The sequence below is a fragment of the Streptomyces sp. P9-2B-2 genome (genome assembly GCF_030406865.1).
GTDB lineage: Bacteria > Actinomycetota > Actinomycetes > Streptomycetales > Streptomycetaceae > Streptomyces > Streptomyces platensis.
This window is the reverse complement of record NZ_CP129126.1, coordinates 4,122,158-4,134,805: the sequence shown is the minus strand read 5'-3', so window position 1 is coordinate 4,134,805 and position 12,648 is coordinate 4,122,158. Positions and strand designations below refer to the sequence as shown.

11 protein-coding genes are annotated in these 12,648 nt (G+C 69.6%); all 11 read left to right on the top strand.

The genetic code is table 11. The features are described from left to right. Nucleotides 1-9: 9 nt before the first annotated feature. Genes QT196_RS17975 through nuoL form a run of 11 tightly spaced genes read left to right on the top strand, consistent with a single transcriptional unit; the run spans nucleotide 10 to nucleotide 12,648 of the window. Nucleotides 10-582, top strand: coding sequence for an NADH-quinone oxidoreductase subunit B (locus QT196_RS17975; RefSeq protein ID WP_266738281.1), 573 nt, complete (start codon nucleotides 10-12; stop codon nucleotides 580-582). After that, a complete protein-coding gene (locus tag QT196_RS17970) occupies nucleotides 579-1,343 on the top strand; it encodes an NADH-quinone oxidoreductase subunit C (RefSeq protein ID WP_168480019.1) in 765 nt (254 codons plus the stop codon). The genes QT196_RS17975 and QT196_RS17970 overlap by 4 nt, the downstream gene beginning before the upstream one ends. Further along, nucleotides 1,343-2,719 carry an NADH-quinone oxidoreductase subunit D gene (locus tag QT196_RS17965; protein ID WP_290355241.1) on the top strand — a complete coding sequence of 459 codons (1,377 nt, stop codon included), beginning with the start codon at nucleotides 1,343-1,345 and terminating at the stop codon, nucleotides 2,717-2,719. The genes QT196_RS17970 and QT196_RS17965 overlap by 1 nt, the downstream gene beginning before the upstream one ends. Before the next feature lie 35 nt (nucleotides 2,720-2,754). After that, on the top strand, nucleotides 2,755-3,660 hold the full coding sequence (gene nuoE, locus QT196_RS17960; protein WP_168483813.1) for an NADH-quinone oxidoreductase subunit NuoE: 906 nt from the start codon (nucleotides 2,755-2,757) through the stop codon (nucleotides 3,658-3,660). Beyond that, entirely contained in the window at nucleotides 3,660-5,039 is a 1,380-nt protein-coding gene (gene nuoF / locus QT196_RS17955; protein WP_085924398.1) for an NADH-quinone oxidoreductase subunit NuoF, read from the top strand. The genes nuoE and nuoF overlap by 1 nt, the downstream gene beginning before the upstream one ends. Continuing rightward, nucleotides 5,036-7,594 carry an NADH-quinone oxidoreductase subunit G gene (locus QT196_RS17950; RefSeq protein ID WP_290355240.1) on the top strand — a complete coding sequence of 853 codons (2,559 nt, stop codon included), beginning with the start codon at nucleotides 5,036-5,038 and terminating at the stop codon, nucleotides 7,592-7,594. The genes nuoF and QT196_RS17950 overlap by 4 nt, the downstream gene beginning before the upstream one ends. Then, complete coding sequence (gene nuoH, locus QT196_RS17945; RefSeq protein ID WP_168480015.1) at nucleotides 7,591-8,979, top strand: NADH-quinone oxidoreductase subunit NuoH; 1,389 nt, start codon at nucleotides 7,591-7,593, stop codon at nucleotides 8,977-8,979. Before QT196_RS17950 ends, nuoH begins: the two co-directional genes overlap by 4 nt. After that, nucleotides 8,972-9,562 (top strand): NADH-quinone oxidoreductase subunit NuoI, encoded by a 591-nt coding sequence (gene nuoI, locus QT196_RS17940; RefSeq protein ID WP_248001194.1) that lies wholly within the window; start codon nucleotides 8,972-8,974, stop codon nucleotides 9,560-9,562. Before nuoH ends, nuoI begins: the two co-directional genes overlap by 8 nt. Then, on the top strand, nucleotides 9,559-10,431 hold the full coding sequence (locus tag QT196_RS17935) for an NADH-quinone oxidoreductase subunit J (RefSeq protein WP_290355239.1): 873 nt from the start codon (nucleotides 9,559-9,561) through the stop codon (nucleotides 10,429-10,431). The genes nuoI and QT196_RS17935 overlap by 4 nt, the downstream gene beginning before the upstream one ends. Continuing rightward, complete coding sequence (gene nuoK, locus QT196_RS17930) at nucleotides 10,428-10,727, top strand: NADH-quinone oxidoreductase subunit NuoK (protein WP_018090964.1); 300 nt, start codon at nucleotides 10,428-10,430, stop codon at nucleotides 10,725-10,727. Before QT196_RS17935 ends, nuoK begins: the two co-directional genes overlap by 4 nt. A 13-nt stretch (nucleotides 10,728-10,740) precedes the next feature. Then, the gene (nuoL, locus tag QT196_RS17925) at nucleotides 10,741-12,648 is read left to right on the top strand and encodes an NADH-quinone oxidoreductase subunit L (protein WP_290355238.1); all 1,908 of its coding nucleotides are present in this window, start codon (nucleotides 10,741-10,743) and stop codon (nucleotides 12,646-12,648) included.

Sequence of the window (12,648 nt, the reverse complement as noted above, 5' to 3'; positions counted from 1 at the left end):
GGGTCACACATGGGACTTGAAGAGAAGCTGCCGAGCGGCTTTTTGCTGACCACTGTCGAGCAGGCCGCGGGCTGGGTGCGGAAATCCTCGGTCTTCCCTGCGACCTTCGGGCTGGCCTGCTGCGCCATCGAGATGATGACCACCGGCGCCGGGCGCTACGACCTCGCCCGCTTCGGCATGGAGGTCTTCCGCGGCTCGCCGCGACAGGCGGATCTGATGATCGTGGCCGGCCGGGTGAGCCAGAAGATGGCGCCCGTGCTGCGGCAGGTCTATGACCAGATGCCGGACCCGAAGTGGGTGATTTCCATGGGGGTTTGCGCCTCGTCGGGCGGAATGTTCAATAACTATGCGATTGTGCAGGGCGTCGACCACATTGTGCCCGTTGACATTTATTTGCCGGGTTGCCCGCCGCGTCCCGAGATGCTGATGGACGCCATTCTCAAGCTCCACCAGAAGATCCAGGACACCAAGCTCGGGGTCCATCAGGAGCAGGCCGCCCGTGAGGCGGAGGAAGCGGCACTCAAGGCGCTGCCGCTGATCGAGATGCCCCTCTCGTCCGGGAAGAAAGGGCTGCTGCGGTGAGTGAGCAGAAGAACCCCGAGCGTCCCGAGCCGGAGGGCCCGGACGAGGCGGTGCCCGCGCAGCGCGAGGACACCGGCGAGGCGATCGCCACCCGCCGCGGCATGTTCGGCGCCAACAACGGCGGGGACACCACCGGCTACGGCGGCCTCGTCCGCACGGTCCGGCTGCCCGGCGCGGCCCAGCGGCCGTACGGCGGACCGCGCGGCAGGGCCGACGGCTACGGGGAGTTCGACGAGATCGCCGACGAGCTGGAGGGCGCCCTCGACGAACAGGGGCTGGTCCCCGAGAACGTCATCGAGAAGACCGTCGTGGACCGCGACGAGCTGACCTTCCACATCGAGCGCGCCCATCTGCCGGCCGTCGCCGGGATCCTGCGGGACGACCCGGCGCTGCGCTTCGAGCTGTGCACGGGGGTGAGCGGAGTGCACTTCCCCGGCGACAAGGGCCGTGAGCTGCACGCCGTCTACCACCTGCGCTCGATCACCCATAACCGGCTGATCCGGCTGGAGGTCTCCGCCCCGGACGCCGACCCGCATGTGCCCTCGCTCGTGGAGGTCTATCCGACCAACGACTGGCACGAGCGGGAGACCTACGACTTTTTCGGAATCGTCTTCGACGGCCACCCGGCGCTGACCCGGATCATGATGCCGGACGACTGGCAGGGCTTCCCGCAGCGCAAGGACTACCCGCTCGGCGGCATCCCCGTCGAGTACAAGGGCGCCCGGATTCCGGCTCCCGACCAGCGGAGGTCGTACAGCTGATGACTACTGCACCGCACTCCCACTCCTCGTCCGGCCACCGCACCTCGAGCGACTTCGACACCCAGGAGTCCCTGGCCCGCGAGACCACCGAGGGGACCGTCTACAACGTCTCCGGTGGCGACTGGGACGAGATCGCCGCGGCCGCCGTGAAGGCCGACGACGAGCGGATCATCGTCAACATGGGGCCGCAGCACCCGTCCACCCACGGGGTGCTCCGGCTGATCCTGGAGATCGACGGCGAGACCGTCACCGAGGCCCGCTGCGGGATCGGCTATCTGCACACCGGCATCGAGAAGAACCTCGAATTCCGGACCTGGACGCAGGGCACCACCTTCGTGACGCGGATGGATTACCTGACGCCCTTCTTCAACGAGACGGCCTACTGCCTGGCCGTGGAGAAGCTGCTCGGCATCACCGGCGACATCCCCGACCGGGCCTCGGTCATCCGCGTCATGCTGATGGAACTCAACCGGATGTCCTCCCACCTCGTGGCCATCGCCACCGGCGGGATGGAACTGGGCGCCACCACGATCATGATCTACGGCTTCCGCGACCGGGAACTCATCCTCGACCTCTACGAGCTGATCACCGGCCTGCGGATGAACCACGCCTACATCCGGCCCGGCGGCCTCGCCCAGGACCTGCCCCCGGGCGCGGTCGACCAGGTGCGTGAGTTCGTCAAGAAGATGCGGAAGAACGTCGGCGAGTACGACAAGCTCGCCACCGGCAACCCCGTCTTCAAGGGCCGGATGGAAGGCATCGGCTATCTCGACCTGGCCGGCTGCATGGCCACCGGCGCCACCGGGCCCATCGTGCGCTCCGCCGGACTGCCGCACGATCTGCGCAAGACCCAGCCGTACTGCGGCTACGAGGACTACGACTTCGAGGTGCCGACCGCCGACACCTGCGACTCCTACGGCCGGTTCCTGATCCGGCTGGAGGAGATGCGCCAGTCGCTGCGGATCGTCGAGCAGTGCCTGGACCGGCTGGCGCCCGGCCCGGTGATGGTCGCGGACAAGAAGATCGCCTGGCCCGCCCAACTGGCCCTCGGCCCGGACGGTCTGGGCAACTCCCTCGACCACATCAAGAAGATCATGGGCACCTCGATGGAGGCCCTGATCCACCACTTCAAGCTGGTGACCGAGGGCTTCCGGGTCCCGCCGGGCCAGACGTACGCGGCCGTCGAATCGCCCAAGGGCGAGCTGGGCGTGCACGCGGTCAGCGACGGCGGCACCCGCCCCTACCGGGTGCACTTCCGCGACCCCTCCTTCACCAACCTTCAGGCCATGGCGGCGATGTGCGAAGGCGGCCAGGTCGCTGACGTCATCGTCGCCGTCGCGTCCATCGACCCCGTGATGGGAGGCGTCGACCGGTGAACGCCACTCCGGCAAACCAGGACGTGCAGCTGGGGATGCCCGCACTCCCCGCCCCCGATTACCCGGCGGACGTACGGGCCCGGCTGGAGACGGACGCCAAGGAGGTGATCGCCCGCTACCCCGGCTCGCGGTCGGCGCTGCTGCCGCTGCTGCACCTCGTACAGGCCGAGGAAGGGCATGTCACCCGTACCGGCATCCGCTTCTGCGCCGAGATGCTCGACCTCACCACCGCCGAGGTCACCGCCGTCTCGACCTTCTACTCCATGTACCGCCGCAAGAGCAGCGGGGACTACCAGGTCGGGGTCTGCACCAACACGCTGTGCGCGGTGATGGGCGGCGACGCCATCTTCGAGGAGCTCAAGGAGCACCTCGGCGTCGGCAACGGCGAGACCACCGGGGACGGCGCGGTCACCCTCGAACACATCGAGTGCAACGCGGCCTGCGACTTCGCCCCGGTCGTGATGGTCAACTGGGAGTTCTTCGACAACCAGACGCCGGAGACCGCCCGGCAGCTGGTCGACGACCTGCGGGCCGGCCGGACCGTCGAGCCCACCCGCGGTGCGCCGCTGTGCACGTTCAAGGAGACGGCCCGGATGCTCGCCGGCTTCCCGGACGAGCGGCCGGGCGCCGTCGAGGCCACCGGTGGCGCCGGCCCCGCCTCGCTGATCGGGCTGCGGCTGGCCAAGGGCGAGGCCGCTCCCGGCCGCGGCGCCGACCATGTCGTCTCCCCGCGGACCACGGCCGACAGCGCGCCCTCCGACGAGCCCCCGTCCGGGCACCCCGCGGACGAGGCGCCCGCCGGCCACCCCAGCTCCCATGACGCACCGCAGGAGACCTCGGCCTCCGACCCGGCCGGCCCCTCTCCCACCACCACCCCGGATGGAGAGGCTCCGCCACGCAGTGACGATACGTCCGGTCCCACAGCAGAGGAGGGGGAGTGATGACAGTGGCAGCCGAACACGGGGGTGCCTCCCGGCGCGAGACCGGCGGGGACCACCCCGAGAAGCTTCTGACGCCCGTCCTGTCCGCCTTCTGGGACCAGTCCGCGTCCTGGACGCTGGAGACCTACCGCCGGCACGAGGGCTACGAGGGCCTGCGCAAGGCACTGGCGATGCCCCCGGACGACGTCATCGCCTACATCAAGGACTCCGGACTGCGCGGCCGCGGCGGCGCCGGCTTCCCGACCGGGATGAAGTGGCAGTTCATCCCGCAGGGCGACGGCAAACCGCACTACCTCGTCGTCAACGCCGATGAGTCCGAGCCCGGGACCTGCAAGGACATCCCGCTGCTCTTCGCGAACCCGCACTCCCTCATCGAGGGCATCGTGATCGCCTGCCATGCGATCCGGTCGAACCACGCCTTCATCTATCTGCGCGGCGAGGTCGTGCCCGTCCTGCGGCGGCTGCACGAGGCGGTGCGCGAGGCCTACGCGGCGGGCTTCCTCGGGAAGAACATCCTGGGCTCGGGGCTCGACCTGGACGTGATCGTGCACGCGGGCGCCGGCGCGTACATCTGCGGTGAGGAGACCGCGCTGCTCGACTCGCTGGAGGGCCGTCGCGGACAGCCCCGGCTGCGCCCTCCCTTCCCGGCGGTGGCGGGCCTGTACGCCTGCCCCACTGTCGTGAACAACGTCGAGTCCATCGCCTCGGTTCCCGCGATCATGAACCGGGGCAAGGACTGGTTCCGCTCGATGGGCAGCGAGAAGTCCCCGGGCTTCACGCTCTACTCGCTCAGCGGCCATGTGGCCAACCCCGGCCAGTACGAGGCCCCGTTGGGCATCACCCTGCGCCAGCTGCTGGACATGAGCGGCGGGATGCGCCGCGGCCACCGGCTGAAGTTCTGGACGCCGGGCGGCTCGTCGACGCCGATGTTCACCGACGAGCACCTCGATGTCCCCCTCGACTACGAGGGCGTCGGCGCGGCCGGCTCGATGCTCGGCACCAAGGCGCTCCAGTGCTTCGACGAGACCACCTGTGTGGTCCGGGCGGTCACCCGCTGGACCGAGTTCTACGCGCACGAGTCCTGCGGCAAGTGCACGCCCTGCCGTGAAGGGACGTACTGGCTGGTGCAGTTGCTGCGCGACATCGAGGCGGGCAAGGGGCGGCCGGGCGACCTCGACAAGATCGACGACATCGCCGACAACATCAACGGCAAGTCGTTCTGCGCCCTCGGCGACGGCGCCGCCTCGCCGATCTTCTCCTCGCTCAAGTACTTCCGCGAGGAGTACGAGCAGCACCTCAACGGCAGGGGCTGCCCCTTCGACCCGGCCAGGTCGACCCTCTGGGCCGACAACGACGCTCACCTGGGGGTGAAGGCATGACCGTCACGACCACGGGGTCGGACAGCGGCTCCGCCGCCCGTCCCTCGGGGGGCGGCGAGGCAGCGATCCCGCCGGAGGACCTCGTCACCCTGACGATCGACGGCATCGAGATCTCCGTCCCCAAGGGGACGCTGGTCATCCGCGCCGCCGAACTCCTCGGCATCGAGATCCCGCGCTTCTGCGACCACCCGCTGCTGGACCCGGCGGGCGCCTGCCGGCAGTGCATCGTCGAGGTCGAGGGCCAGCGCAAGCCGATGGCCTCCTGCACCATCACCTGCACCGACGGCATGGTGGTCAAGTCGCAGCTGACCTCCCCGGTGGCCGAGAAGGCCCAGCGCGGGGTGATGGAGCTGCTGCTGATCAACCACCCGCTGGACTGCCCGGTCTGCGACAAGGGCGGTGAGTGCCCGCTCCAGAACCAGGCGATGCAGGTCGGCGACCCGGAGTCGCGCTTCGAGGGCCGGAAGCGGACCTTCGAGAAGCCGGTGCCGATCTCCACGCAGGTGCTGCTGGACCGTGAGCGCTGTGTGCTGTGTGCGCGCTGCACCCGCTTCAGCAACCAGATCGCCGGCGACCCGATGATCGAGCTGCTCGAGCGCGGCGCCCTCCAGCAGGTCGGCACGGGGGAGGGCGACCCCTTCGAGTCGTACTTCTCCGGCAACACCATCCAGATCTGCCCGGTCGGCGCGCTCACCTCGGCCGCGTACCGCTTCCGCTCCCGCCCGTTCGACCTCGTCTCCTCGCCGTCGGTGTGCGAGCACTGCGCGGGCGGCTGCGCGACCCGTACGGACCACCGGCGCGGCAAGGTCATGCGGCGGCTGGCGGCCGACGACCCCGAGGTCAACGAGGAGTGGATCTGCGACAAGGGGCGGTTCGCCTTCCGGTACGCGCAGCAGCGCGACCGGCTGGAGCACCCCCTCGTGCGCAATCCGGAGTCCGGCGAACTGGAGCCGGCGAGCTGGCCCGCTGCCCTGGAGGCGGCGGCCCGCGGGCTGGCCGCGGCCAAGGGGCGCACCGGCGTGCTGACCGGCGGCCGGCTGACCGTCGAGGACGCCTACGCCTACGCCAAGTTCGCCCGGATCGCGCTGGGCACCAACGACATCGATTTCCGGGCCCGGGTGCACAGCGCCGAGGAGGCCGACTTCCTGGCGTCCCGGGTCGCCGGCCGCGGCCGTGACCTTGGGGGCACCTCCCGGACGGAGTCTGGGGGAGGCGGGGGTGTCACGTACACCGCGCTGGAGAAGGCACCGGCCGTACTGCTGGCCGGTATCGAGGCCGAGGAGGAGGCCCCGGGCGTCTTCCTGCGGCTGCGCAAGGCGCACCGCAAGAGCGGACAGCGCACCTACGGGCTGGCCGCCTACGCCTCGCGCGGGCTGATCAAGGCGGGCGGCACACTGCTGCCGGCCGCGCCCGGTACCGAGACCGAATGGCTGGACGCGCTCGCGGGCGGGGTCGGCCTGGAGGGTGAGGGCCGTACCGCGGCCGAGGCGCTGCGGGCCGAGGGTTCGGTGATCGTCGTCGGTGAGCGGCTGGCGGCCGCGCCCGGCGCGCTGACCGCCGCGCTACGGGTGGCGTCGGCCACCGGGGCCGGCCTGGTGTGGATCCCGCGGCGGGCCGGTGAGCGCGGCGCCGTCGAGGCGGGCGCGCTGCCCGGGCTGCTGCCGGGCGGCCGGCCGGCCACCGATCCGCGGGCCCGCGACGAGGTCGCCGCCGCCTGGGGCGTGGCCGCGCTGCCGCACCGGCACGGCCGGGACACCGGCCAGATCATCGAGTCCGCGGCGACCGGCGAGCTCAGTGCGCTCCTGGTGGCAGGCGTCGAGATCGCCGATCTGCCGGACCCGGCCGCCGCACTGGCCGCGCTGGACCAGGTCGGCTTCCTGGTCAGTCTGGAGCTGCGGCCCTCGCAGGTCACCGAGCGGGCGGATGTGGTCTTCCCGGTGGCGGCCGTGGTGGAGAAGGCCGGGACCTTCCTCAACTGGGAGGGCCGGGCGCGGCTGTTCGAGGCCGCGCTCAAACCGGACCAGATGACCCGCCGGCATCTGCTGCCGGACTCCCGGGTGCTGCACATGCTCGCCGACGCCCTCGACGTCCATCTGGCGCTGCCGGACCTCCGTGCCGTACGCCGTGAGCTGGACCGGCTCGGCGGCTGGGACGGGCCGTACGCGGGCGAGCCCGCGGAGACCGGGCGGGCGCTGCCCCGCCCCGACAGCGGGGAGGCCGTCCTCGCCGGCCACCGGCTCCTGCTGGACCAGGGGCGGCTCCAGGAAGGCGACCCGGCGCTGGCCGGTACCCGCCACCCCGCGGTCGCCCGGCTGTCGGAGACCACCGCGCAGGAGACCGGGGTCAAGGACGGCGATCTGCTGGCGGTCACCGGGCCGGCCGGGGCGGTCCGGCTGCCGCTCCAGGTCACGCCGATGCCCGACCGGGTGGTGTGGCTGCCGCTCAACTCCACGGGCGGTGGCCTCGCCGCCGATACCGGGGCCCGCCCCGGTGACCTGGTGAAGATCTCCGCCGCCCCGGGCACCCCGGAGCAGCCCGAGGAGGTGGACGCATGATGCAGCTCGATCAACTCGCCGCCGCCGGCAGCGCGCTGGCCCAGGAAGACCTGTCGATGTTCGGCCGCGACCCGTGGTGGCTCGTCGTCATCAAGGCGGTCTTCTGCTTCGCGTTCCTGATGCTGACGGTGCTGTTCTCGATCGTCTGGGAACGCAAGGTCGTCGCCTGGATGCAGCTGCGCATCGGCCCCAACCGGCACGGTCCCTGGGGGATGCTCCAGTCCCTCGCCGACGGCATCAAGCTGATGCTGAAGGAGGACCTGGTCGTCAAGCGGGCCGACAAGGTGGTCTATCTCCTCGCGCCGGTCGTGGCGGCCATCCCGGCCTTCATGGCGATCGCGGTGATCCCCTTCGGGCCCGCGGGCAACGAGATCTCGATCTTCGGTGTCCGCACCCCGATGCAGCTGACGGACCTGCCGATCGGCATCCTCTACATCCTGGCCACGGCCTCGGTCGGCATCTACGGCATCGTGCTGGCGGGCTGGTCCTCCGGCTCGACCTATCCGCTGCTGGGCGGGCTGCGCTCGTGCGCGCAGATGATCTCGTACGAGATCGCGATGGGGATGTCGTTCGCGGCGGTGTTCCTCTACAGCGGGTCGATGTCGACGTCGACCATCGTGGAGTCGCAGCAGAACCGGTGGTACATCCTGCTGCTGCCGGTGTCGTTCATCATCTACATCGTCGCGATGGTGGGGGAGACCAACCGCGCGCCGTTCGACATGCCGGAGTCCGAGGGCGACCTCGTCGGCGGCTTCAACACCGAGTACTCGTCCATCAAGTTCGCGATGTTCATGCTCGCCGAGTACATCAACATGGTGACCGTCTCGGCCGTCGCGATCACCCTGTTCCTGGGCGGCTGGCGGGCTCCCTGGCCGATCTCGACCTTCTGGGAAGGCGCGAACCACGGCTGGTGGCCGCTGCTCTGGTTCACCCTCAAGGTGCAGCTGCTGCTGTTCTTCTTCATCTGGCTGCGCGGCACCCTTCCGCGGGTGCGCTACGACCAGTTCATGAAGCTGGGCTGGAAGGTCCTCATCCCGGTCTCGCTGGTCTGGCTGATGCTGGTCGCCACCGTCCGGGCGCTGAAGAACGAGGGCTACGACTTCTCCCAGATCGTGCTGTACGTCGCCGGCGGCGCCGTCCTGCTGCTGCTGATCTCCCTGCTCGTGGACTTCTTCCGGCGCGCCGAGGTGGCGGAGGAGACGGACGGCGACGGGGCCTTCGACCCGATGGCGGGCGGCTTCCCCGTGCCGCCGCTGCCCGGACAGAGCCTGCCGCCGGTGCCGCGCCGCAGGCCGCGGCGGGAGCGGGAGCTGATTGTCAGTGGCGGGGCGGACACTGTCAGTGACGGAATCGGAAACGACGGAAAGGGGGGCGACGGTGCCTGAGTTCCAGAACCCCGTGGCCGGCTTCGGCGTGACCTTCAAGGCCATGTTCAAGAAGCGGCTGACCGAGCAGTATCCGGAGGAGAAGAAGCCGACGGCGCCGCGTTTCCACGGCCGCCACCAGCTCAACCGCCATCCGGACGGGCTGGAGAAGTGCATCGGCTGCGAGCTGTGCGCCTGGGCCTGCCCGGCGGACGCGATCTATGTCGAGGGCGCGGACAACACCGACGAGGAGCGCTACTCCCCGGGCGAGCGCTACGGCCGCGTCTACCAGATCAACTATCTGCGCTGCATCCTGTGCGGTCTGTGCGTGGAGGCCTGCCCGACCCGCGCGCTGACCATGACCAATGAGTACGAACTCGCCGACAGGTCCCGTGAATCGCTCATCTACACCAAGGAAGAGCTGCTCGCGGGCCTGGAGGAGACCATGGTCGACAGCCCGCATGCGATCTACCCCGGCATGACGGAGAAGGACTACTACAAGGGTCTGGTGACCGAGGCCGCGCCGGGGACCGTCCGCCAGACCGCCACCTCCAAGGGCGAGAAGGACGACGAGAACCCGCAGGCGAAGGGGGCGCACGCATGACCGGCCTGGCCGCCGCGGCCTCCATGACCTCCACGGGGGAGGCCGTGCAGTTCTGGATCCTGGGCAGTGTCGCCGTCATCGGCGCGCTGTGCACGATCCTGATGAAGCGCGCCGTGCACAGTGCGCTGTCGCTCGCCGGGACCATGATCGTCCTGGCGGTCTTCTACCTGGCCAACGGCGCCTACTTCCTCGGCGTCGTCCAGATCGTCGTCTATACGGGCGCGATCATGATGCTGTTCCTGTTCGTCGTCATGCTCGTCGGTGTCACCGCCGCCGACTCCCTCAAGGAGACGCTCAAGGGGCAGCGCTGGCTCGCCGCCGCGGCGGGCCTCGGCTTCGGCATCCTGCTGATCGCCGGGATCGGCAACGCCTCGCTCAAGGAGTTCAACGGCCTGGGCGAGGCCAATGCCGGCGGCAATGTGCAGGGCCTGGCGGCGCTCATCTTCACCAAGTACGTCTTCGCCTTCGAAGTCACCGGCGCGCTGCTGATCTCGGCGGTCGTCGGCGCGATGGTGCTCACCCACCGGGAGCGCACGGAGCGCGCCAAGACACAGCGTGAGCAGTCCGAGGCCCGGATCCGCGAGGGCAAGCAGGTACCGCCGCTGCCCGCCCCCGGTGTCTACGCCCGGCACAACGCCGTCGACATCCCGGGTCTGCTGCCCGACGGCACCGTGTCCGAGCTCAGCGTCAATCCGACGCTGCGGGAGCGCGGCCAGATGCGCGATGTCTCCAGTGCGTCGCTCGCCGAGCTGAAGGCGCTGGAGCGGCGCTCCGAGGACTGGCTGGGCCGGGGCTCCGAGGACGAGCCCGGCCCGTCGTCGTCCGGTGGCGCGCCGTCGACGGAGCGCAAGGAGGGGGCCAAGAAATGAACCCGGTCTACTACCTCTATCTCGCCGCCCTGTTGTTCACCATCGGCGCGGCCGGGGTGCTGATCAGGCGGAACGCCATCGTGGTGTTCATGTGCATCGAGCTGATGCTCAACGCCTGCAATCTCGCCTTCGTCACCTTCTCGCGGATGCACGGGAATCTGGACGGCCAGATCATCGCCTTCTTCACGATGGTCGTCGCCGCGGCCGAGGTCGTGGTCGGCCTGGCGATCATCGTGTCGATCTTCCGCACCCGTCATACGGCCTCGGTCGACGACGCCAGCCTGATGAAGCTGTAAGGGGTCGCACAAAGTGGAGAACTTGATCGCGCTGCTTGTCGCGGCACCGCTGGTCGGTGCGGCCCTGCTGCTGTGCGGCGGCAACCGACTCGACCGCACCGGCCACTTGATCGGCACGCTGTTCTCGGTGGCGTCGTTCGCCATCGGGGTGGCGCTCTTCGCCGACATGCTCGGCAGGGGCGCCGAGGACCGTGCCCTGCATCAGCATCTGTTCAGCTGGATCCCGGTCGGCGGCTTCCAGGCCGACGTCGCCTTCCAGCTCGACCAGCTGTCCATGACGTTCGTTCTGCTGATCACCGGTGTCGGCTCGCTGATCCACATCTATTCGATCGGCTATATGGAGCACGACGAGCGGCGCCGCCGCTTCTTCGGCTACCTCAATCTCTTCCTCGCGGCGATGCTGCTGCTCGTCCTCGCCGACAACTACCTTCTGCTGTACGTCGGCTGGGAGGGCGTCGGCCTCGCCTCGTACCTGCTCATCGGGTTCTGGCAGCACAAGCCGAGCGCGGCCACCGCCGCCAAGAAGGCGTTCCTGGTCAACCGCGTCGGCGATATGGGCCTGTCCATCGCGATCATGCTGATGTTCACGACGTTCGGGACCTTCGCCTTCGGCCCGGTGCTCGCCGCCACCGGCACGATGACATCAGGCGCTGCCGCGCCGGGCTCCGAGGGCAAACTGACCGCCATCGGGCTGATGCTGCTGCTGGCCGCCTGCGGTAAGTCGGCGCAGGTACCGCTCCAGTCCTGGCTCGGTGACGCGATGGAGGGCCCGACCCCGGTCTCGGCCCTGATCCACGCCGCCACGATGGTCACCGCCGGCGTGTATCTGATCACCCGCTCCGGGGCGATCTTCAACGCCGCGCCGACCGCCCAGCTGGCGGTCGTCGTGGTCGGTGCGGTCACGCTCCTCTTCGGTGCGATCGTCGGTTGCGCCAAGGACGACATCAAGAAGGCGCTGGCCGGTTCGACGATGTCGCAGATCGGCTACATGATCATGGCCGCCGGCCTCGGCCCGATCGGCTACGCCTTCGCGATCATGCACCTGGTCACCCACGGCTTCTTCAAGGCGGGCCTCTTCCTCGGCGCCGGTTCCGTGATGCACGGGATGAACGACGAGGTGGACATGCGCCGTTACGGCGGCCTGCGGAAGTACATGCCGGTCACCTTCGTCACCTTCGGCCTGGGCTATCTGGCGATCATCGGCTTCCCCGGTCTGTCCGGCTTCTTCTCCAAGGACAAGATCATCGAGGCGGCGTTCGCCAAGGGCGGCACCGAGGGCTGGATCCTCGGCGGCGCGGCCCTGCTGGGCGCCGCGATCACCGCGTTCTACATGACGCGGGTGATGCTGATGACGTTCTTCGGGGAGAAGCGCTGGAACCCCGACGAGGTGCATCCGCACGAGTCGCCGAAGGTCATGACGCTCCCGATGGTCGTGCTGGCCGTCGGATCGGTCTTCGCGGGCGGGCTGTTCAGCGTCAACGAGGTCTTTGTGAAGTGGCTGGAGCCGGTCACCTCGTTCGCGCACGGCCACTCTCCGGTCAGCGCCACCACGGTCACCGCCGCGACGATGGTGGTGCTGGTCATCGGTGTCGGTATCGCCTGGCTGATGTACGGCCGCAAGCCGGTGCCGGTGCTGGCCCCGCGCGGTTCGCTGCTGACCCGGGCCGCCCGCCGCGATCTGCTCCAGGACGACTTCAACGACCTCGTCTTCGTACGCGGCGGCGAAGAGCTCACCGGCACCCTCGTCCAGCTCGACCGCACCCTGGTGGACGGCGCGGTCAACGGCACGGCGGCGTCGATGGGCGGACTCTCCGGCCTGCTGCGCCGGTTGCAGACCGGATTCGTCCGTTCGTACGCGGTCCAGATGCTGGGCGGCGCCGCCGTTCTCGTCGCCGCGACCCTGCTGATGAGGGGTGTCTGA